General features: G+C 62.1%; 17 protein-coding genes. 10 read left to right on the forward strand and 7 right to left on the reverse strand.

The window, feature by feature from the left end; genetic code table 11:
* Nucleotides 1–36 precede the first annotated feature (36 nt).
* From CKW35_RS09895 to CKW35_RS09905, 3 genes are read left to right on the forward strand one after another with little or no spacing between them, the layout of a single operon-like run.
* Nucleotides 37–1,443, forward strand: a complete 1,407-nt coding sequence (locus tag CKW35_RS09895; RefSeq protein ID WP_024717617.1) for an FAD-binding oxidoreductase — start codon at nucleotides 37–39, stop codon at nucleotides 1,441–1,443.
* Nucleotides 1,444–1,476: 33 nt separating this feature from the next.
* Nucleotides 1,477–1,818 (forward strand): cupin domain-containing protein, encoded by a 342-nt coding sequence (locus CKW35_RS09900; protein ID WP_016484999.1) that lies wholly within the window; start codon nucleotides 1,477–1,479, stop codon nucleotides 1,816–1,818.
* A gap of 52 nt (nucleotides 1,819–1,870) precedes the next feature.
* Nucleotides 1,871–2,950, forward strand: coding sequence for a polyamine ABC transporter substrate-binding protein (locus CKW35_RS09905; protein ID WP_060517629.1), 1,080 nt, complete (start codon nucleotides 1,871–1,873; stop codon nucleotides 2,948–2,950).
* Nucleotides 2,951–3,081: 131 nt separating this feature from the next.
* Here CKW35_RS09905 and CKW35_RS09910 read toward each other — a convergent pair whose 3' ends face one another.
* Nucleotides 3,082–4,665: a peptide chain release factor 3 gene (locus CKW35_RS09910; protein WP_060517631.1), complete on the reverse strand. Its 1,584-nt coding sequence runs from the start codon at nucleotides 4,663–4,665 to the stop codon at nucleotides 3,082–3,084.
* A 557-nt stretch (nucleotides 4,666–5,222) separates the two neighbouring features.
* Between CKW35_RS09910 and CKW35_RS09915 the strand changes: the two genes are divergently transcribed.
* Genes CKW35_RS09915 through CKW35_RS09930 form a run of 4 tightly spaced genes read left to right on the forward strand, consistent with a single transcriptional unit; the run spans nucleotide 5,223 to nucleotide 8,668 of the window.
* Entirely contained in the window at nucleotides 5,223–5,942 is a 720-nt protein-coding gene (locus CKW35_RS09915) for an ABC transporter permease (protein WP_016484996.1), read from the forward strand.
* Nucleotides 5,943–5,949: 7 nt separating this feature from the next.
* Entirely contained in the window at nucleotides 5,950–6,864 is a 915-nt protein-coding gene (locus tag CKW35_RS09920; RefSeq protein WP_016484995.1) for a glycine betaine ABC transporter substrate-binding protein, read from the forward strand.
* Nucleotides 6,861–7,514 (forward strand): ABC transporter permease, encoded by a 654-nt coding sequence (locus CKW35_RS09925; RefSeq protein ID WP_016484994.1) that lies wholly within the window; start codon nucleotides 6,861–6,863, stop codon nucleotides 7,512–7,514. The genes CKW35_RS09920 and CKW35_RS09925 overlap by 4 nt, the downstream gene beginning before the upstream one ends.
* A complete protein-coding gene (locus tag CKW35_RS09930; protein ID WP_095115807.1) occupies nucleotides 7,511–8,668 on the forward strand; it encodes a betaine/proline/choline family ABC transporter ATP-binding protein in 1,158 nt (385 codons plus the stop codon). Before CKW35_RS09925 ends, CKW35_RS09930 begins: the two co-directional genes overlap by 4 nt.
* Before the next feature lie 141 nt (nucleotides 8,669–8,809).
* On the opposite strand, the gene CKW35_RS09935 is transcribed toward CKW35_RS09930, so the two are convergent.
* The 3 genes from CKW35_RS09935 to CKW35_RS09945 all read right to left on the reverse strand — a co-directional run bounded on the left by CKW35_RS09935 (nucleotide 8,810) and on the right by CKW35_RS09945 (nucleotide 12,827).
* Entirely contained in the window at nucleotides 8,810–11,239 is a 2,430-nt protein-coding gene (locus CKW35_RS09935) for a TonB-dependent receptor (RefSeq protein WP_095115809.1), read from the reverse strand.
* Between the two features lie 107 nt (nucleotides 11,240–11,346).
* Nucleotides 11,347–12,309, reverse strand: coding sequence for a FecR family protein (locus CKW35_RS09940; protein ID WP_095115946.1), 963 nt, complete (start codon nucleotides 12,307–12,309; stop codon nucleotides 11,347–11,349).
* Between the two features lie 20 nt (nucleotides 12,310–12,329).
* On the reverse strand, nucleotides 12,330–12,827 hold the full coding sequence (locus CKW35_RS09945; RefSeq protein WP_016484990.1) for a sigma-70 family RNA polymerase sigma factor: 498 nt from the start codon (nucleotides 12,825–12,827) through the stop codon (nucleotides 12,330–12,332).
* Nucleotides 12,828–13,321: 494 nt separating this feature from the next.
* Here CKW35_RS09945 and CKW35_RS09950 point away from each other — a divergent pair, with 494 nt between their 5' ends.
* Nucleotides 13,322–14,485, forward strand: coding sequence for a type III PLP-dependent enzyme (locus CKW35_RS09950; protein WP_012270610.1), 1,164 nt, complete (start codon nucleotides 13,322–13,324; stop codon nucleotides 14,483–14,485).
* Nucleotides 14,486–14,536: 51 nt separating this feature from the next.
* Here the strand turns inward: CKW35_RS09950 and CKW35_RS09955 are convergent, their stop codons facing one another.
* The 3 genes from CKW35_RS09955 to CKW35_RS09965 all read right to left on the reverse strand — a co-directional run bounded on the left by CKW35_RS09955 (nucleotide 14,537) and on the right by CKW35_RS09965 (nucleotide 16,574).
* On the reverse strand, nucleotides 14,537–14,953 hold the full coding sequence (locus CKW35_RS09955; protein ID WP_054833427.1) for a hypothetical protein: 417 nt from the start codon (nucleotides 14,951–14,953) through the stop codon (nucleotides 14,537–14,539).
* Between the two features lie 169 nt (nucleotides 14,954–15,122).
* Entirely contained in the window at nucleotides 15,123–15,890 is a 768-nt protein-coding gene (locus CKW35_RS09960) for a tetratricopeptide repeat protein (protein ID WP_016484988.1), read from the reverse strand.
* A gap of 3 nt (nucleotides 15,891–15,893) precedes the next feature.
* A complete protein-coding gene (locus tag CKW35_RS09965; protein WP_060517636.1) occupies nucleotides 15,894–16,574 on the reverse strand; it encodes a Fe2+-dependent dioxygenase in 681 nt (226 codons plus the stop codon).
* Nucleotides 16,575–16,795: 221 nt separating this feature from the next.
* Here CKW35_RS09965 and CKW35_RS09970 point away from each other — a divergent pair, with 221 nt between their 5' ends.
* The gene (locus CKW35_RS09970) at nucleotides 16,796–19,087 is read left to right on the forward strand and encodes a TonB-dependent siderophore receptor (protein WP_095115811.1); all 2,292 of its coding nucleotides are present in this window, start codon (nucleotides 16,796–16,798) and stop codon (nucleotides 19,085–19,087) included.
* 97 nt (nucleotides 19,088–19,184) lie between these two features.
* Nucleotides 19,185–21,740, forward strand: coding sequence for a sulfite reductase flavoprotein subunit alpha (locus CKW35_RS09975; RefSeq protein ID WP_016484985.1), 2,556 nt, complete (start codon nucleotides 19,185–19,187; stop codon nucleotides 21,738–21,740).
* Nucleotides 21,741–21,843 lie beyond the last annotated feature (103 nt).

The following is a 21,843-nucleotide window of genomic DNA, read 5'->3' on the forward strand; positions in this document are numbered from 1 at the left end:
CGCCCACAGACCTTGACGGATGTGGAGTCGAACCCGATGCAACCCCTGCGCACGATAAGCCTGTGGATGGACCAGCTCGACGAGCCACTGTGCGCCCGCCCGGCCCTGCGCGAAGACCTGCACGCGGATGTGTGCATTATCGGCGCCGGCTACACAGGCCTGTGGACCGCCTACTACCTCAAGCGCCAGGCGCCACAGCTGAACATCGTGGTCATCGACGCCAACATTGCCGGTTTCGGCGCCTCTGGGCGCAATGGCGGCTGGCTGATGGGCAACCTGTTGGGCGAAGACCGCCTGCTGGCCACCCTGTCGCCCCAACAGCGCCGCGCCAGCATCGACCTGCTACACGGCATACCCGATGAAGTACACGCAGTGCTGCAGCGCGAAGGCATCGACTGCGACTACCGCAAAGGGGGTGTGCTGTACTGCGCGGCACGCTACCCGGAGCAGGAGCGCAGCCTGCGCGCCTACCTCGACGACCTGTATCGCCAAGGCATGACCGAGGATGACTACCGCTGGCTACGCCCCGAGCAGTTGGGCAGCCAGCTGCGGGTCAGCAATGCGTTTGGCGCCATCTACAGCCCGCACACCGCAACCATCCAGCCGGCCAAGCTGGTGCGCGGCCTGGCGCGCGCGGTCGAAGCGCTGGGTGTGCCGATCTACGAAAACACCCCTGCAATCGATTGGCAGCCCGGCGAAGTGCGCACCCCGCTGGCGCGCATTCGCTGCCAGTGGATGGTGCCCGCTGTTGAAGGCTATGCGGCCAGCCTGCCGCCGCTGGGCAAGCACCAGTTGCCTGTGCAGAGCTTGCTGGTGGCCACCGAACCGCTGCCGGAGGCCACCTGGGAGCAGATCGGCCTGAGCCAGGGCCAAGCCTTCAGCGAGAGCAGCAGGCAGGTCACCTACGGCCAGCGTACTGCCGATAACCGCCTGGTATTCGGCGCACGCGGTGGTTACCGTTTCGGTGGCCGCCTGCGCGAAAACTTCAACCTCCAAGCGCACGAAATCGAACTGCGCCGCTACCTGTTCAGCGAGCTGTTCCCCCCGCTCAAGCATGTGCGCATCACTCACTCCTGGGGCGGCAACCTGGGCATGGCGCGGCGCTTCCGCCCGCACATGCTCTGCGACCGCCAGCGCGGCATTGCCCTGGCCGGTGGCTACGGTGGCGAAGGCGTCGGTGCCACCAACCTGGGCGGGCGCACCCTGGCCGCGCTGATCCTTAACCAGCACAACGAACTGACGGCACAACCTTGGGTACTGGACAACCGCCCGGTTTCGAGCCTGGCCAGCTGGCCGCCCGAGCCCTGCCGCTGGCTGGGCTACAACGCGATCATCCAAAGCTTCGTCCACGAGGACCGCACCCTCGCCAATCCCGCCAGCGCGCCGTGGAGGCGGCGCCTGGCCAGCTCGCTTGCGGACTTCATGGAAGGCTTCATGCACTGACTTCCCTTATCAACTGCACAGGATCCACCGGTCATGAGCATCACCCAGTTCAAGAACACCGACAGCGCTGTGCTCGACAGCTCCAACCCGGTCGCGGTGCCACTTGGCGACCCCGTGGCTGTAACGTCTGTCACCTGCGTGGAACGCAGTGATGGCGTCGAGACCGGCATCTGGGAGTGCACCCCCGGGCGCTGGCGGCGGCAGATCGTGCAACAGGAGTTCTGCCATTTCATCAAGGGCCGCTGCACCTTCACCCCTGACGGTGGCGAACCCCTGGTCATAGAAGCCGGAGACGCATTGATGCTACCGGCCAACAGCACAGGCACCTGGGACATCCAGGAGACCGTGCGCAAGACCTACGTACTTATCTTCTGATCCGCTGATCGCCTGCCTTCGATAACAACAGACAAAGCAAGGTAAACCCGACATGCGCACGCTCCTTCTCGCTCCTCTGATGCTGGCCGCCAGTGTGGCCAACGCCGCCGAAACGGTGAAAATCTACAACTGGTCCAGCTACGTCGCCCCCGACACGCTGAAGAACTTCCAGCAAGCCAGTGGCATCGTGCCCACCTACGATGTGTACGACAGCAACGAAACCCTCGACGGCAAGCTGATGACCGGCAACTCCGGCTACGATGTGGTGTTCCCCTCCAACCACTTCATGGCACGGCAGATCCAGGGCAAGGCCCTGAAGAAGCTGGACAAGTCGCAGCTGCCCAACTGGCAAAACCTCAACCCGGTGCTGCTCAAGGCACTGGAGGTAAACGACCCCGGCAACCAGTACGGCTTCCCGTACCTGTGGGGCAGTACCGGCATTGGCTACAACATCGACAAGGTCAAGGCGGTGCTCGGCGACAACGCGCCGGTGGATTCGTGGGACCTGATCTTCAAGCCCGAGTACATGAGCAAGCTGAAAAGCTGTGGCGTCGCCGTGCTGGACAACGGCCCCGAACTGCTGCCGATTGCCCTGCACTACCTGGGCCTGCCGCACCACAGCCAGAACCCGGCGGACTACGACAAGGCCAAGGCGCTGTTGATGCAGGTGCGGCCTTACATCAGCTACTTCCATTCATCGAAGTACACCGGCGACCTGGCCAATGGCGATATCTGTGTGGTGGTGGGCTTCTCGGGGGATGTGCTGCAAGCGAAAAACCGTGCCGAAGAAGCGAAGAACGGGGTGAAGGTGGGCTACTCGATACCCAAGGAAGGCGCGCCCATGTGGTTTGACATGGTGGCCATGCCGGCCGATGCACCGGACGAAAAAGCCGGGTATGCCTACATGAACTACCTGCTGCAGCCAGAGGTCATGGCCAACATCAGCAACCATGTGCAGTACGCCAACGGCAACCTGAAGGCGGACGGGCTGGTGGAGCCGGCCATGAAGGGCAATACGATGATTTACCCGAGCGAAGACATGATGGGCAAGTTGTATGCGCTGGAGGCGATGCCAGCGAAGATCGACCGCATTCGCACCCGGATCTGGACCAGTATCAAAGCCGGAAATTGAAATGGGGCCGCCTAGCGGCCCTTCGCGGGCACGCCCGCTCCCACAGGTATCCCATGACCTCCAGGTTTGGTGATTCCCTGTGGGAGCGGGCGTGCCCGCGAAGGGCTGCAAAGCAGCCCCGATTTCAGGCCTTAATGGTGTTCGCGGGTCGCGCGGAATTTCACATCCGGCCAGCGCTCTTCCATCAGCGCCAGGTTGACCCGGGTCGGCGCCAGGTAGGTCAGGTGCCCGCCACCGTCGATAGCCAGGTTTTCCATGGCCTTGGTCTGGAATTCCTCGAGCTTCTTCTTGTCGTCACAGCTGATCCAGCGCGCCGACCACACGGTGATCGGCTCGTAGGCGCATTCGACTTTGTACTCTTCCTTCAGGCGGCTGGCGACCACATCGAACTGCAGCACACCCACCGCACCGAGGATGATGTCGTTGCTGCGCTCGGGGAAGAACACCTGGGTCGCGCCTTCTTCGGCCAGCTGCTGCAGGCCCTGGCGAAGCTGCTTGGACTTGAGCGGGTCCTTCAGGCGCACGCGGCGGAACAGTTCCGGGGCAAAGTGCGGAATCCCCGTGAAGCCCAGCGCCTCACCTTCGGTGAAGGTGTCGCCAATCTGGATGGTACCGTGGTTGTGCAGGCCGATGATGTCGCCGGCAAAGGCCTCATCCAGCTGCTCGCGCTCTGAGGAGAAGAAGGTCAGCGCATCACCGATGCGCAGGTCCTTGCCGGTACGCACGTGGCGCATCTTCATGCCCTTTTCGTACTTGCCCGAACAGATGCGCATGAAGGCGATACGGTCACGGTGTTTCGGGTCCATGTTCGCCTGGATCTTGAACACGAAACCTGTGAACTTTTCTTCCACCGGCTCCACGGTACGCTCGTGGGCGACCCGGGCCAGCGGGCGTGGCGCCCAGTCGACTACGGCATCGAGCACATGGTCGACACCGAAGTTGCCCAGCGCCGTACCAAAGAACACGGGCGTCAATTGGCCGTTGATGAATTCGTCCTGGTCGAACTCATGGCATGCACCCTGTACCAGCTCAAGCTGCTCGAGGAAGCGACCATATTCGTCACCCAGGTGCGCGCGGGCTTCATCGGAGTCGAGCTTCTCGATGATCTTCACCTCGGTACGCTCATGGCCGTGGCCCGGGGTGTAGACAATGATGTAGTCACCGCGCAGGTGGTACACGCCCTTGAAGTCGCGGTAGCAACCAATCGGCCAGGTGATCGGCGCAGCCTTGATCTTCAGAACGGCTTCGATCTCGTCGAGCAGTTCGATCGGGTCGCGGATGTCACGGTCGAGTTTGTTGATAAAGCTGACAATGGGCGTATCACGCAGGCGGCAGACGTCCATCAGGGCGATGGTACGCGGCTCTACACCTTTACCGCCGTCGAGCACCATCAGCGCCGAGTCCACCGCGGTCAGGGTGCGGTAGGTGTCTTCCGAGAAGTCTTCGTGGCCGGGGGTGTCGAGCAGGTTGATCATGTGCTCGCGGTACGGGAACTGCATCACCGAGGTGGTAATCGAGATGCCGCGCTGCTTCTCCATTTCCATCCAGTCGGAAGTGGCGTGGCGGTCGGACTTGCGCGACTTCACGGTACCGGCGACGGCAATGGCCTTACCCATCAGCAGCAGCTTCTCGGTGATGGTGGTCTTACCGGCGTCGGGGTGGGAAATGATTGCGAAAGTGCGGCGCTTCGCGACTTCGGCGGCCTGGTTGGTCATGGGAAATCGCCTGACTGGGGGATTCAAAAAGGGGCGATATCATACCTGAAGTTGGGCTGGGACCAAAATCTGCTGAATCAGCGGCAGTTGCGCCGGCGTCTCGCGGGTGAACCCGCTCCCACAATGACCTGCGCTGTTTTCAAGCCTTGCGCAGACCTGTGGGAGCGGGCTTGCCGGCGACAGGGCCAGCCCAATGGCAAAAAAAACATCTGGCAATCGCTTTATCGCGACAAATGGCCAAAGCGCAGTTATTTCAACGCCTGCAGCGCATTAAGCTGCTGTTTTTTCTCGCCAAAATTCCTGACATCCAGTGATTAACGCTGGCCAAATGCCGCCTCAAATGGGAACCTTTACGCCCACGGAGACGTCCATTCCCCTGCAACCCGCTTCGGTTGGGGACTGGTTTCATCAGCATTTTCGGGCCCGACGGGGTTCGGCTCATGGCCTGATCGCAGCCTTCGGCGTGCGTCACGCTGCTACTCGCGAACACACCAACCGCCGCCAGGACTGGCCGGCAAAAAAGAAGTGTGCTCGCCGACAACACAAGGAGTCCGCCTGTGGCTAAACGCTACGGTAAAGGGCTGTTGGGATGCGCCACCGTGCTCGTCATCCTGGCCCTGCTGGTCCACTGGATCGGCATCGACACGATCGCGCGTTACCGCGACGATCTTGGGTTCTACCTGCAAGCGCACCTGGTTCTGGTGCTGGCTTCGATGGCGGCGGCGCTGGCCGTGGGCATCCCGGCTGGCATTGCCCTCAGTCGACCGCACCGGGTCGACAAAGCCGAACGCTTCATGCAGTTTTTCAACGTTGGCAACACCATCCCTCCCCTGGCCGTTCTGGCCATCGCGCTCAGTATCCTGGGCATAGGCGCCGGGCCTGCGATCTTCGCGCTGTTCCTCGCCTCCCTCCTGCCCATCGTGCGCAACACCTACGAGGGCCTGAAAAACGTCCCCGCCTCGCTCAAGGAAGCCGCCACCGGCATCGGCATGACCCCGCGCCAGCAACTCTGGCAGGTGGAGCTACCGAATGCCGTGCCGATCATCGTCGGGGGTGTACGTGTGGCCCTGGCATTGAACGTGGGCACCGCGCCACTGGCATTCCTGATCGGCGCCAACAGCCTGGGCAGCCTGATCTTCCCCGGCATCGCCCTGAACAACCAGCCACAGCTGCTGCTGGGTGCCGCCTGCACCGCACTGCTGGCGCTGGTGCTGGACGCGGCGGTGAGTTTCTCCAGCAAGCGCTGGCTGGAACGTGGCCTGGCCCAACAAGGATAGGGAACCTATGAACAAGAGAATCGCCTTGCTGCTGGGCGCGGCCCTGCTGTTCGCAGGATTTGCCCAGGCAGCGGAAAAACCGCTGGTGCGCATCGGCGCGCGGGTGTTCACCGAGCAGACTGTGCTCGCCGAAATCACTGCGCAATACCTGCGCGCCAATGGCTTTGACGTGCGCGTCACCACCGGCCTTGGCAGTAACATCGCGCGCCAGGCCCAGGAAACCGGCCAGCTTGATCTGATGTGGGAATACACCGGTGTTTCGCTGGTGTCGTACAACCACATCGACGAGCGCATGCCCAGTGCCGAAGCCACCTTCGCCAGGGTCAAAGAGCTGGATGCAAAGAAGGACCTGATCTGGCTGACCCCGTCGAAGTTCAGCAACACCTACGCACTGGGCCTGCCCAAGCAAGTGGCCGACGCCTACCCGCAGGTCAACACCATCAGCGACCTCAACCAGGTACTGCGTGACGAAAGCCCGCGCAACCACCTGGTGGCGCTGGACACCGAGTTCGCCAACCGCCCCGACGGCCTGGTTGGCCTGCGCGAGATGTACGGCTTGCCGCTGGACCGGCGCAACATCCGCCAGATGGACGGTGGCCTGGTGTACACCGCCATGCGCAATAACCAGGTGTTCGCCGGTTTGGTGTACACCACCGATGGCCGCCTGAGTGCGTTCAACCTCAAGCTGCTGGAAGACGACAAGCACTACTTCCCCGACTACACCGCCGCGCCTGTGGTGCGCAAAGCCGTGCTCGACGCCAACCCGCAACTGGCCGCCCTGCTCAAGCCACTGGCCGAGCAACTGGACGACGAAACCATGCGCCAGCTCAACGCCAAGGTTGACGTCCAGCACCAGAACCCGAGCACCGTGGCCGCCACCTTCCTGCGCGAGCACCCACTGAACAGCGAGGGCCAGCCATGAACCTGATCGATACCTTCAGCCACCTGGACTGGGCCCAGGTGCTGCAACTGACCTGGCAGCACATCATGCTGGTGGGCGTTGCAGTGAGCCTGGCCATCCTCGTCGGCGTACCGTTGGGCATCTTGATGACCCGCTTCCCGGCTGTTGCCGGGCCGCTGCAAGCCAGCGCCACGGTGCTGCTTACCATCCCGTCGATTGCCCTGTTCGGCCTGCTGCTGCCGTTCTACTCCAAGTTCGGCCAAGGCCTGGGTCCACTACCCGCGATCACTGCAGTGTTCCTGTACTCGCTGCTGCCGATCATGCGAAATACCTACCTGGCCCTGACCAATGTCGAGCCCGGTATCCGGGAAGCCGCACGCGGCATTGGCATGACCTTCGGCCAACGCCTGCGCATGGTCGAGCTGCCTATCGCGGTACCGGTAATCCTCGCCGGTGTACGCACTGCCGTAGTCATGAACATCGGCGTCATGACCATTGCCGCCACCATCGGCGCCGGCGGCCTGGGCGTACTCATTCTTACCTCCATCAGCCGCAGCGACATGTCGATGCTGCTGGTCGGCGCCGTACTGGTCAGCCTGCTGGCGATCATCGCCGACCTGCTGCTGCAAACCCTGCAACGTGCCCTGACTCCAGAAGGACTGCGCTCATGATCGAACTGAAGAACCTCAGCAAAACCTTCAACGTCAACGGCAAGGACGTCAAAGCCGTCGACTCGGTGAACCTCACCGTCAATGAAGGCGAAATCTGCGTGTTCCTCGGCCCCTCGGGCTGCGGCAAGAGCACCACGCTGAAAATGATCAACCGCCTGATCACCCCTACCTCCGGCCAGGTGTTCATCAACGGCGAAGACACTACCGGGCTGGACGAGGTCACCCTGCGCCGCCGCATTGGTTACGTGATCCAGCAGATTGGCCTGTTCCCCAACATGACCATCGAGGAGAACATCACCGTGGTCCCGCGCCTGCTCGGCTGGGACAAGCAAAAGTGCCACGAGCGGGCGCGTGAGCTGATGCACATGATCAAGCTCGAACCCAAGCAGTACCTGCAGCGCTACCCGCGCGAGCTGTCCGGTGGCCAGCAGCAGCGGATCGGCGTGATCCGTGCCTTGGCGGCCGAAGCACCGGTATTGCTGATGGACGAGCCGTTCGGCGCGGTCGACCCGATCAACCGCGAAATGATCCAGAACGAGTTCTTCGAGATGCAGCGGGCGCTGAACAAGACCGTGATCATGGTCAGCCACGACATTGACGAGGCCATGAAGCTGGGCGACAAGATTGCCATCTTCCGCGCCGGCAAACTGTTGCAGCTGGACCACCCCGACACCTTGCTGGCGCACCCGGCGGACGACTTCGTGAGCAACTTCGTTGGCCAGGACAGCACCCTCAAACGCCTGCTGCTGGTACGCGCCGAGGATGCAGCGGACAACGCGCCATCGGTGAGCCCGGAAACGCCCGTGAGCGATGCGCTCGAGCTGCTGGATGAGCACGACCGCCGCTATGTCGTGGTGACCGATGCACAGAACAAGGCACTGGGCTATGTGCGCCGACGTGACATGCACCGCCAGCAAGGGACGTGTGGCGACTTCCTGCGTTCGTTCAATGCCACGGCGTCGCACGATGAACATTTGCGCATCCTGCTGTCGCGCATGTACGAGTTCAACCGGGCGTGGTTGCCGGTGCTGGATGCCGAGCAGGTGTTTTTGGGCGAGGTGACGCAGGAGTCGATTGCGGCGTACCTGAGTTCGGGCAGATCGCGCGGGGCCAAGACCAGCATCGTCTCGCCAGCCGAAGCGGTGGTTTCGTAGAAAGCCGGGGGCCGCGTTGCGCCCCATTCGCGGGACAAGCCCGCTCCCACAGGTACGGCGCAAGCCTTGAGACTGACACTGTACCTGTGGGAGCGGGCTTGTCCCGCGAATGGGGCGCAACGCGGCCCCAGCAATCTCCAGTCAGAACCCTACGCTGGCCTGCACATAAAAGGTCCGCGGCTCACCTACATAGAGGCCGGCGTTGTTGTCGCTGGAGCGGGTGAAATACTGCTTGTCGAACAGGTTCTTCACCCCCGCCGCCAGCTTCAGGTTGGACATCTCTGGCCCGAACTCATACCCGCCACGGGCATGCCAGGTCACGTAACCCGGGATATCACCATACTGCCCATCCGCACTCGGCTCGGTGATGTAGTCGCCGTTGAAGCTGCCATCGGCATTGATCCCGGTCCCCGGTGCGCGCTGCCTGGATTGGGCATAGGCGTCCAGGTTCCAGGTCCAGCGGTTAACCGCGTAACGCACGCCGGCGGTGGCCACCTGACGTGAATAGAACGGTAGGTCACGGCCCTTGAAGCCCGGGATTTCACCTTCATACGTGGCCCGGGTAAAGGTGTAACCACCATTCACCGAAAGCCCTTCCAGGCGCGGGTCCAGCCCAGCCAGGTCATAACGCACCGAAGCCTCGATACCCTGGTGCTTGGTCGCCCCGAGGTTGGTCCAGCCTACGTCGTTGCTGATGTACTGCAGTTCGTCATCAAAGTCGATGTAGAACGCGGTCAGTTCACCCGCGAAACCGCCATTTTCATAACGCGTGCCGATTTCGTAGGTCTTGGCCTTTTCCGGCTCCAGGCCATTGGCCGTGCTGTTGCCAGTACCGCCTTGGCCCAGCTGGAAGTACTGCAAACTCCCGAACGAGGTTTCGTAGTTGGCGAACACTTTCCACGCGTCGGAGATGTGGTACATCACGCTCAGGGCCGGCAGTGGCTCGTTACTGGTGATGCTGCGCTTCTTCTCCGCCACCGGGCGGTTGTTGGCATCCAGCACCGGGCGGTCGCGCCAGTCAGTATTGATGTGCTCGAAGCGGATGCCCGGCGTGATGGTCCAGTTGCCCACATCGATCTTGTCGTCGATGTAGTACGCGCTGGCCTCCGTGCCGCCGCTGCGGTCCTGGAACACATGGCCGTCAGAGGTCGGAGTCACGGTCGGCACGTTGTCGATCAGCGCCAGGCGGGTCGACTGTTCGCGCATCGCTTCCTTCAGGTAGCGATAGCCCACGCTGACTTCCTGAGTGGTGGGGCCGGCAAAGAAGATGCGCGACACCCGTGGCTCGATGGCGAAGGTGTGGTAGTTGCGCGGGTAAGAGGACAGGGTCTTCATGTCACGCGAGGCGATGGCGCTGCCGCGGAAGCTGTCGGTGTAATACGTCAGTACTTCGAACTGGGTGGCATCGTCGAGCTGGCGTTGCCACTTGAACGACACATCCTTGCGCCTGCCGGCGAAGTAGTCGTAGTCGCGCAGCGACTGATAAGGGTTGCTGTCGTACTGCGCCTGGGTCAGGCCGCCGGGCATGTCGGCACGGCCATCGTAATAATGGAAGTTGAGCCAGAACTCATCGACATCGGTGGGCGCCCAGTGGGTCTTGAGGATGACGTCGTCGATGTCGTTGCCATTATTGCTTTCACGGTAACCGTTGCCGTTCACCCCGGTGTACAGCAGCGCCACGCCCATGCCGTTGTCCGCCGTGCCGCCGACGAAGGCCGACTCGGTGTGCTTCCAGCCGCCGTGTTGGGAGGTTTCAAGGGTGGTGGACAGTTCCGCCGAGGCCTTTTCCGGAATCGCCCGGGTGACGAAATTGATCACCCCACCCACGTTCTGCGGGCCATAGCGCACCGAACCGGCACCACGCACCACATCGATGCTGTCCAGGTTGCCTGAGGAAATCGGCGCCATCGACAGCTGTGGCTGGCCATACGGCGCGAAGGCGGCCGGGATGCCGTCGATCAATACGGTGGAGCGTGGCGACAGGCGCGAGGTGAGGCCGCGTACGCCCACGTTCAGCGACAGGTCGCTGCCGCCGGTACCGTTGGAGTCCTGCACCTGTACACCCGGGATGCCACGCAGTACGTCGCGCACGCTCATCGCGCCCTGCTCAACCATTGCCTCGCGGCGCACCACGGTGCGGGCACCGGGGTGGTTCTGCACCACGCTTTGCTGGGCATCGCCCAACCAGTCACCGACCACCTTGATGTCGGTGGGCGCCAGCTCCAGGCTGCCGCTGCCCAGGTCGAGGGCCGTCGGCAGCGGCTTTACCACCACGGTGTCCTGGGACATCTCGAAGGTCAGCCCGCTGCCTTGCAGCAACTGTTGCAACGCCTGCACCGGCGCCAGGTTGCCGGACACCGCCGGGGCCTGTTTGCCCGCCACCAGCTCGGGGCTGAAGAACAGCTGCAGGTTGGTTTGCTGGCCGAGCTGGTTCAGTGCCGAACCCAGCGGTTGGGCCTGGATCTGGAGGGTTTTGCCCGCCTCTGCGGCCTGGCTGTTGACGGTCACGGCGCTGACCGCCAAGGCCAGCGACAGGGCGCGCAAGCGTAATAAAGGCTTGTTGTTGTTCACGTCGTCGAAACTTCCTGAATGCGGAATAAACGCCAACTGCATGCAAATGGAAATGCTTGGCAGTTGCAGCTGGCGAGGAAGACGAACGAGCGAAAAAAAACCTGAATCTATTTCGCGATTATTTCGCGGGAGCCATCTTCATGGGCCTTGATGGCCACCGGCAGGATGCTCGGCAAGGCCCGCAACAGTGCGTCGGTGTCGTCGGTGCTGAAGGTACTAGAAAGGCGCATCTGGGCGACTTTACCGGGGGCAACGCGCAACGGCTGGCTACGGTAGCGCGATGCTTCGGCCACCACTTCGGCGAGGGTGGCGTTGTCGAACACCAGCTTGCCCTGGCGCCACGCTGTGACGGCAGCCGTATTGACTGCGTAGGCGGCGGTCACCGCGCCTTGTGCATCTATGTGCGAACCCTGGCCAGCCGCAAGCTGCGCCAGGGCGGCGCCCTTGCCCTGCACACGCACCGAACCCTGCTCTACCGCGACACGGGTACTGGCCGGGTCCAGACGCACATCAAAGCGGGTACCGGTCACGGTCACACGGCCTTGAGCTGTGTCCACCACAAACGGCCTGGCACTGTCGTGGGCGACGCTGAACATCACCTCGCCGGCATTCAGGCGGATATGCCGCTGGCCAGCGCTGAACTCGACCTGCAACTGTGTACTGCCATTGAGCTCCAGTTGCGAGCCATCCGGCAATTCGACCTGGCGGCGCTCATTGAAGGCAGTCTGCACGCTGGCTTGGTGATTCAGTTGTTGATAGTGCCAGCCGCCCCAGCCCAGCCCCAGTGCCAACACCGCCACACTGGCGGCCAGGGCCTGACGCATGAAGCGCCGACGTGGCAACTGCTGCACCCGGTCCGGTTGGCACAACGCTTCAAGGCGTTGGCGTGGAATGAAGTTGGCGGCCTGCCACACACGGCTGAGGTGCTGGTACTCCTGACGGTGGCGCTCGTCGCTGGCCAACCAGGCGCGCAACTGGTTTTGCAGCCCGGCATCCCGAGGCGCATCCTGCACGCGGGCAAACCATGCGGCCGCCTGCTCGCGGACGGTATCAGTACCGTGCTGTTTCATCGAAAAGGTCTCCTGACGCTTCATGCCGACACATCCAGGTGCTCACGCAAATGCCGGAGCGTGCGGATCATATACTTTTCGACCATGTTCTTGCTCAACCCCATGCGCTCGGCGATCTCGGCCTGGGTCAGGCCTTCGAGCTTCTGCCAGATGAACACCTGGCGGCAGTTCAGCGGTAACTCGGCCAGCGCCCGCTCGACGCTGTCGGCCAGTTCCAGCGCATGCACATAGGCCTCCGGGTCATCGCTGCCGGTGGTGCCATTGTCGATGGCTTCCAGCGCCAGCGCCTGGCGGCGGTCTTCGCGGCGCAAGCCATCTACGGCCAGGTTGCGTGCGGTCTGGTGCAGGTAGGCGCGCGGCTGCTCGACCTGCTCGCGCGGGTTTTCCAATACCCGGACAAAGGCATCGTGGGCGAGGTCCTCGGCCTGCTGACGACTGCGCAGTTTGCGCGTCCAGGTGCCGATCAGCTCATGATAATGATCGAGGAAGCCTTTGTGTCCGGACACGGTCTGGGTCATCAGGGAGGCGGATAAGGGTGCGAATAGTAATGTTTCGCATCAAAACCAGCAAATCCGCCAGTCGGTAACAAAAAATTTATGGAGGATTTCCTGTACGTGGGTACCAGGAAAATGTGGCCATAAATATGAACACCTGAGGCCCATTGGCAGGTGAACCCGCGCCTGCAGGCATTCCACAATCCCTATGGAAGCGGCTTCACCCGCCAAAGCGCCAATACGGTGTATTCCACAATATTTAACGCTTGAAACATCGCAGGGAACATCAGCCGGTCACACGAGTCGGTTATTCACATGGCTGGTCGTCGAGCCAGGTCGATCACGCCCGGATTGCCTGTTGATTCTGCATTCTTCACGCCCTAAAGTGCGCGCCGAACGTCCATGCTGGAAACGATCCATCCGGCTCAAGTACTGAGTAGGCGAACCAAAGTGGGGATACGGAGGACGTTCAGTTTGCAGCCACTTAAATTTTCAGTTTGCCCATGGAGTCCCTGAGCATGTCGATCCAGGTCGAAGATTATTTCGCGCGTGACACCTTCCAGAAAATGAAGGCGTTCGCCGACAAGCAGGAAACCCCGTTCGTACTCATCGATACCCAGATGATCAGCCAGGCCTATGACGACCTGCGTGCGGGCTTCGAGTTCGCCAAGGTCTACTACGCCGTCAAGGCCAACCCTGCCGTCGAAATCATCGACCTGCTCAAAGAGAAAGGTTCGAGCTTCGACATCGCCTCGATCTACGAGCTGGACAAGGTGATGGACCGCGGCGTCAGCGCTGACCGCATCAGCTACGGCAACACCATCAAGAAGTCCAAGGACATCCGCTACTTCTACGAGAAGGGCGTGCGCCTGTACGCCACCGACTCGGAAGCCGACCTGCGCAATATTGCCAAGGCCGCACCGGGTTCGAAAGTGTACGTGCGTATCCTGACTGAAGGCTCCACCACTGCCGACTGGCCACTGTCCCGTAAATTCGGCTGCCAGACCGACATGGCCATGGACCTGCTGATCCTCGCGCGTGACCTGGGCCTGGTGCCTTATGGCATCTCCTTCCACGTGGGCTCGCAGCAGCGCGACATCAGCGTGTGGGACGCCGCCATCGCCAAGGTCAAAGTGATCTTCGAGCGCCTGAAGGAAGAAGACGGCATCGAGCTGAAGCTGATCAACATGGGTGGCGGCTTCCCGGCCAACTACATCACCCGTACCAACAGCCTGGAAACCTACGCCGAAGAAATCATCCGCTTCCTCAAGGAAGACTTTGGTGACGAGCTGCCGGAAATCATCCTGGAGCCAGGCCGTTCGCTGATTGCCAACGCCGGTATCCTGGTCAGCGAAGTGGTGCTGGTGGCGCGCAAATCGCGCACTGCCGTCGAGCGCTGGATCTACACCGACGTGGGCAAGTTTTCTGGCCTGATCGAAACCATGGACGAAGCCATCAAGTTCCCGATCTGGACCGAAAAGAAAGGCGAAGCCGAAGAAGTCGTCATCGCCGGCCCGACCTGCGACAGTGCCGACATCATGTACGAAAACTACAAATACGGCCTGCCGCTGAACCTGGCCATCGGTGACCGCCTGTACTGGCTGTCGACCGGTGCCTACACCACCAGCTACAGCGCGGTGGAATTCAACGGCTTCCCGCCGCTGAAGGCTTACTACCTGTAATGCACAACGGGGCCGCAAGGCCCCGTTCTATCTGCAGCGATACCCCGTACATCACAGAGGCTTGTAATCGGCCAACGTAAAGTGCACCTCATCGCTCGTGACACTATGAGTGCTCAGATAGGCAATGAGGCTGAGCCCCGGGCCGTGGGTTTTGATCTTCACGGTATACCCCAGGCGATCTCGCAAAATGAATGCGGGACGAGCGTTCTCCCCTTCCCCATGCACACCAATCTCCTCGATCTTCCAGAACACATCGTCGGACACTGATCGGTAGAAACCAAGAAATCGATTGAGACTGGAATCCATTTGCCGCCCGAAGTAGTGCGAGCCCTCTGTAACGCAGGTAACCCGATAATGCCGACGGTTATCCCGTCGCTCGATGAAATCGAAGCGCAGCGTCACCGGCGTCGTATTTACTGTATCGAAGGATTCAGGCAGGCACAGCCAGCCAGAATCGGCCATGTCCATGAACGCACTCTCGATGATCATTACGGGCTTGATCGACGTGCCCCAATTAAGACAGTCCAGCTGGGCTGTAAAAGAAGTGTCCAAGTTTATTGCTGTCATACCTTTCATCCCCCCGCCCGCACTACGTTTTGATTGAGGGCGAGGAGATTATCGAAGCGCAGGCATGTCTCTAAGCTGTGGACGTTTCCTCGGCAACTCGTTGCTGCAGTTCTTCGGCATAGGCTTGCACATAGGCTGCCATCGGTGCCCCGCCAGTCTGCAGTGTGGCCAGTGCGCTCTTGAGGAAGTTCACATTGCCCTCCTTTCGTGCACGCGCCAGCCAAGGCTCGGCCTCAGCAGCCTGCCCTCGCTCGAGCAGCACCGTCGCGAGGCTGAACATCCCACGAAAGTCTCCCGCCTGCGCCGAGCGCCGATACCAGCGCACGGCCCGCGCGGGGCCCGCCGCCGTGGCAATGCCGAGCTCAAGATAGCGCCCGTACAGGTTCATCGACTTGGCATGGCCCATCTGCGCGGCCTTCTCGTAACAGAGCAGGGCCTGGGCCTGGTTGGCCGGCACCCCACGCCCCGTGGCCAACAGGTTGCCTAAGTTGTAAAGGCCCCAGTCCAGACCGACATCGGCCGCGCGCGCATAGTGAATGGCTGCCTGGGCCACATCCTGATCGCCACCCCAACCATGTTCCAGGCACCGGCCAAGCATGTTGTGCGCCATGGCACTGCCGCCCTGGGCGGCGATACCGAACCAGCGCCGCGCCACGGCCTCATCCGCCTCGATGCCACGCCCGTCGAGCAGGATCTGCCCGAGCAGCAACTGCGCCTCGACCACGCCCTGCCCGGCGGCCGCCAGGATCGCCTGGGCGGCTTGGCCGGGGCTGTGTTCGAGCATGGCCTTGAGGCCGGCGACATCCACCGCTTCTTCACGCCGCAATTGGTAAGACACGGCTCAGACCTCGGCCCAGCGGCGTAGCAGGTTGTGATAGGTGCCGGTCAGTTGTAGCAACGAAGGGTGCTCCGGTACATCGGCAGTCAGTTGCTGTATGGCATTGTCCATCTCGAACAACAGCGCCCGCTGGCTGTCCTCGCGCACCAGGCTTTGAGTCCAGAAGAACGCTGCATAACGCTGGCCCCGGGTCACCGGGTTGACCTTGTGCAGGCTGGTGCCGGGGTACAGCACCAGGTCACCGGCAGCCAGTTTGACCTGCTGCACGCCATAGGTGTCCTGGATCACCAGCTCACCACCGTCGTAGCTGTCCGGGTCGCTGAGGAACAGCGTGGAAGACAGGTCGGTGCGTACCCGCTCCGGGCTGCCCTTGGGCTGACGCAGGGCGTTATCGATATGAAAGCCGAAATTGCCACCCTCGCGGTAGCAGTTGATCAACGGCGGAAACACCTTGTGCGGCAGGGCCGCCGACATGAAGCGCGGGGTGTTCCACAGGCGGTCGATCAGCGCAGTGCCGATTTCCTTGGCCAACGGGTGCCCTTCCGGCAACTGCAGGTTGTGTTTGGCCTTGGCCGACTGGTAACCGGCAGTCACCTTGCCATCGGCCCAGTCGGCCTGCTCCAGCGCCTCGCGGATACGGGCCAGTTCGTCAGCGTCAAACAGGCCTGGGATGTGAAGCAGCATGGCGGCAGCACCGTTAGGAAATGTAAAGGCGCCAATGATATTGATTCCCTTTTGCGCTACACAAGCCCTTTCGCCGCTTAAGACGTTTCAGCTTGATGAAACCGTAAAGGCTAATTGTAAAGATTGTAAATTCTTCACGAATGGTAACGAATCTCAATTGTGAGTCACAATTGCTTACATTAAGATCCGCCGCCTCAACACCTTGGGGAAGGTCCTTAGCAATGCGCCAGTACGTACCATCTGCAGTGAGTTCGCCACGCCTGATCGTATCCGCCATCGGCGTCGCGCTTAGCGCCTCGTCGGTGTATGCCGCCGACCCGGCCGCCAGCAGTGCCATCACCCTCGATGCCACCAGCGTCAACGGCAAGGCTGAACAAGCCAGCACCGATTACAAGGTCGAAAAAGCCGCTTCGCAGAAGTACACCGCGCCGCTGGTGGACACCCCGCGCTCGGTTACCGTGATCCCGCAGCAAGTGATCAAGGACACCAATGCCCTGACCCTGCAGGACGCCCTGCGTACCGTGCCAGGCATCACGTTTGGCGCCGGTGAAGGTGGCAACCCTCAAGGCGATCGCCCGTTCATCCGTGGCTTCGACGCTCAGGGCGATACGTACCTGGACGGCGTGCGTGACACTGGCGCGCAAACCCGCGAAATCTTCGCCATCGAGTCGGTGGAAGTGGCCAAGGGCCCGAACTCGGCCATCGGTGGCCGTGGCGCCGCCGGCGGTACCATCAACCTGGTCAGCAAGCGCGCGCACCTGGGCAACTCGCTGGACGGTGCCTGGACCTGGGGCAGCGACCAGACCCAGCGCTACACCTTCGATGGCAACTACCAGTTCAGCGATACCGTTGCCGGCCGCCTGAACCTGATGACCCACGAAAGCAACGTCGCCGGCCGCGACAAGGTCAATTACGACCGCTGGGGTATCGCCCCGTCGCTGGCCTTCGGCCTGGGCACGCCGACCCGCGTCAACCTCGACTACTACCACCTGGAGAGCGATGACCTGCCGGATTCGGGCATTCCGTACACCATTCCGACCAACGGCAGCGCCGGGCGCACCTCGGCCCACCCGAGCAAGCCGAATGACGGCGGCGACAGCGACAATTTCTACGGCCTGACCGGTCGCGACTTCCGCAAGAGCCGTGTAGACATCGCCACCTTCGCGGTCGAGCACGACCTGACCGACTCGCTGACCATCAAGAACACCCTGCGTCACGGCAACAGCATGCAGGACTACATCCTGACCCAGCCTGACGACAGCAAGGGCAACGTCAACAACGGCAGCGTCTGGCGCCGTGCCAATACCCGCGTGGGCAACACCGCCACGACCACCAACCAGACCGACCTGTTCGGCGAGTTCTACGTCGGTGGCATGAAAAACAGCTTCTCGACCGGTATCGAACTGAGCCGCGAAGAGAGCGACCGTTCGTCCTACACCGTCGACACCGACACGGTCCCTGGCGGCGCTGCCAATACCAACTGCACCCCCGGCATGATCGGTGCCACCAGCGGCTACAACTGCACCTCGCTGAGCAACCCGAACCCGGATGACCCGTGGAACGGTGCCATTTCGCGCAACTACGCCGGCACCACCACCAACAGCAAGACCCGTGCACTGTACGTGTTCGACACCCTGGAGCTGACCCCCGAGTGGCTGGTCAACATGGGCCTGCGCTACGACCACTTCGACACCGACTACAAGACCTACAACGCTGCTGGCACCACCACCGCCAAAGGCAAGGATGTCAGCGAGTTCGTGACCGGCCAACTGGGCCTGGTGTGGAAACCGGCGGAAAACGGCAGTATCTACGTGTCCTACGCCACTTCTGCAACGCCACCAGGCTCGATGCTCGGCGAAGGTACAGAAGGCAACCCGCTGGGTGGCACCCCGGACCGTACCGGTAACCTGTTGGCCAGTGACATGGAGCCAGAGGAAACCACCAACTACGAAATCGGTACCAAATGGGACCTGCTCGACCAGCGCCTGGCGCTGACCGCGGCGCTGTTCCGCACCGAGAAGGAAAACGCCCGCGTCCAGGTGGACACCACCACCTACGAAAACGTCGGCGAAACCCGCGTACAAGGCATCGAACTGTCGGCCAGCGGCAAGATCACCGACAAGTGGCAGGTATTCGCCGGCTACACCTACATGCAGGCTCGCCAGATCGACGGCGGCCCACTGGGCAAGGCCAACGATGGCAACCAGTTGCCGAACACCCCGAACAACAGCGCCAGCCTGTGGACGACCTACTCGATCACGCCAAAGCTGACCGTGGGTGGCGGTGCGTTCTACGTGGATGACGTGTACGGCAGCGTGGCCAACACCACCATGGTTGACAGCTACGTCCGCTACGACGCCATGGCCGCCTACAAGCTGACCAAGAACGTCGACTTGCAGTTGAACGTGCAGAACCTGACCAACGAGGTGTACTACGACAAGGCCTTCTCTACCCACTTCGCCAACCAGGCGGCCGGGCGGACTGCACTGCTGACCACCAGCGTGCACTTCTAAAGCAACAACCAAGGGCCCCGTTCATTGAGCGGGGCTTTTGCGTATCAAGGCATAATGCACGCCGCGCAGTCTGCGGTAGCAACACAAGGTGATCGATGTGGTGAAGAAGACGCTGTTCCAATTGCACTGGTTCTTTGGCATCACCGCTGGCCTGGTGCTGGCCCTGATGGGCATCACCGGGGCCCTGTACTCGTTCCAGGAAGAACTGCTGCGTGCGTTCAATGCCGATGTACTCAAAGTAGAAGTGCGCGCCGAAGGCGTGCTGCCTCCGGCCGAGCTGGTGCAACGGGTCGAAGCCCAGCAGCATGACAAGGTGTCGATGCTGTGGGTGGATGTGCGTGAAGGCAACGCCGCACGTATCTTCTTCACGCCAGCACCGGGCGAGCGCCGAGGCGAGCTGCGCTATGCCGACCCGTATACGGGCGAACTCAAAGGTGAAGTGGCCGGGCAAGGCTTCTTCAACCTCATGCTCAACCTGCACCGCTTCCTGGCCATGGGCGACACCGGCCGGCAGATCACCGGTGCCTGTACCCTGATGCTGGTGTTCTTCTGCCTGTCCGGCCTTTACCTGCGCTGGCCGCGCAAGGCGCTGGACTGGCGCACCTGGCTGACCTTCGACTGGGCCAAGAAAGGCCGTGCCTTCAACTGGGACCTGCACGCCGTGGCAGGCACCTGGTGCCTGCTGTTCTATCTTCTGTTCGCCCTTACCGGCCTGTTCTGGTCCTATGAGTGGTACCGCGAAGGCCTGAACAAGCTGCTGGCCGACGCCCCGGCAGCCGGCCAGCAACAAAAACGCGGTGAAGGCCGTGGCCGCCACGGCCCGCAGAAAGTCGACAAGAACGCCCCGCCGCTGGTGGTCGACTATGACGCCATCTGGGCCAACCTCAAGGACGCCGCAGGCCCAGGCCTTGCCACGTACAACCTGCGCCTGCCACCGGTTGGCGGCCAGCCAGCCAACCTGTTCTACCTGCTGGACAGCGCCGACCACCCACGCGCCTTCAACACCCTGATGCTGGACCCGGCCACCGGCCAGGTAAAAAAACACGACCGCTACGCCGACAAATCCTTCAAGGCCCAACTGCTGCAGAGCGTCTACGCCCTGCACGTTGGCGAATACTTCGGCCTGCCAGGGCGCATCATCGTCACCCTCGCCAGCCTGACCATGCCGCTGTTCTTCGTCACGGGCTGGCTGCTGTACCTCGACCGCCGCCGCAAGAAGCGCCAGGTACGCGCAGCCCGTGGCAACGTTGCCAGCAGCAATGGCAGCGACGACAGCTGGTTGATCGGCTTCGCCAGCCAAAGCGGCTTTGCCGAGCAACTGGCCTGGCAAAGTGCCGGCCAGTTGCAGGCAGCTGGCTTGCCAGTGCAGGTACGTGCACTGGCCGAACTGCGTGAAGACGACTTGCGCCAGGCCCGCCGTGCGCTGTTCGTGGTCAGTACTTTTGGCGACGGCGAAGCACCCGACAGCGCCCGCGCGTTCGAGCGCAAGGTGCTCGGCCAGCCTTGGGCGCTGAACAACCTCAACTACGCCCTGCTCGCCCTCGGCGACCGTCAGTACCCGCACTTCTGCGGCTTCGCCCGCCGCCTGCAGGCCTGGCTGGGAGAGCGCGGAGCCAGCAGTGCATTCAGCCCAGTGGAGGTGGACAACGCCGACCAGGCCGCCCTGCAGCAATGGCAGCAGGAACTGGCACAACTGACGGGCGCCCAGCCGGTGGCCGCCTGGCAGCCGCCAAGCTTTGGCAACTGGTCACTGGTGCGTCGCGAACTGCTCAACCCGGGCAGCCAAGGCCAGCCGGTGTACTTGCTCGGCCTGCTGGCTGAAGAGCCTGCAAGTTGGGACGCTGGCGACCTGGTGGAGATATTGCCACTCAATGGGCAACCAAGGATCGACGCGTTCCTCAAAGGCATGGCGCTGGACGCCAGTGCACGGGTACACGTGAACGGTCTGGACGAAACCCTTGCCCAAGCCCTCGCTGGCCGCCAGTTGCCCGCGCGCCGTGATCACCTGATCGGCTTGCAGCCGCAAGCGCTGGTCGACGCTCTGGTGCCAATCGGCAGCCGCGAATACTCCATCGCCTCCATCGCCAGTGATGGCGTGCTGGAGCTGATCGTACGCCAGGAGCGCCATAGCGATGGCAACCTGGGCCTGGGCTCTGGCTGGCTCACCGAATACCTGCCACTAAACGGTACGCTGAGCCTGCGCCTGCGGCGCAACAGCGGCTTCCACCTGCCGGAGGCAGCTGCACCGATGATCCTGATCGGTAACGGCACGGGCCTGGCCGGCCTGCGCAGCCTGATCCGGGCCCGGGTGAACGCTGGCGAACAGCGCAACTGGCTGCTGTTTGGCGAGCGTAATCAGGCGCATGACCTGCTGTGTGGTGACGAGCTGCAAGGGTGGCTGCAAAGCGGCGACCTGGCACGCCTGGACCTTGCGTTTTCGCGGGATCAGGCCGAGAAAGTGTATGTGCAGGATGTGTTGCTGCAGCAGGCCGACGAATTCAAGCGCTGGGTGGCGGATGGCGCCTGTGTGTATGTCTGCGGCAGCCTGCAAGGGATGGCTGCGGGGGTAGATGCGGCGCTCAACGGCATGCTTGGTGAGGCCGCTGTGCAGCAGTTGATCGAGGATGGGCGGTATCGGCGAGATGTTTACTGATCATTCATTGATGTAGCCGGTACTGGCCTATCGCCGGCTAGCCAGCTCCCACAGGTACAGCACCGGGCCCGAGGGCAGTGGGTTACCTGTGGGAGCTGGCTTG

The sequence above is a fragment of the Pseudomonas sp. Irchel 3F3 genome, assembly GCF_900187545.1.
Taxonomy (GTDB): domain Bacteria; phylum Pseudomonadota; class Gammaproteobacteria; order Pseudomonadales; family Pseudomonadaceae; genus Aquipseudomonas; species Aquipseudomonas fortuita.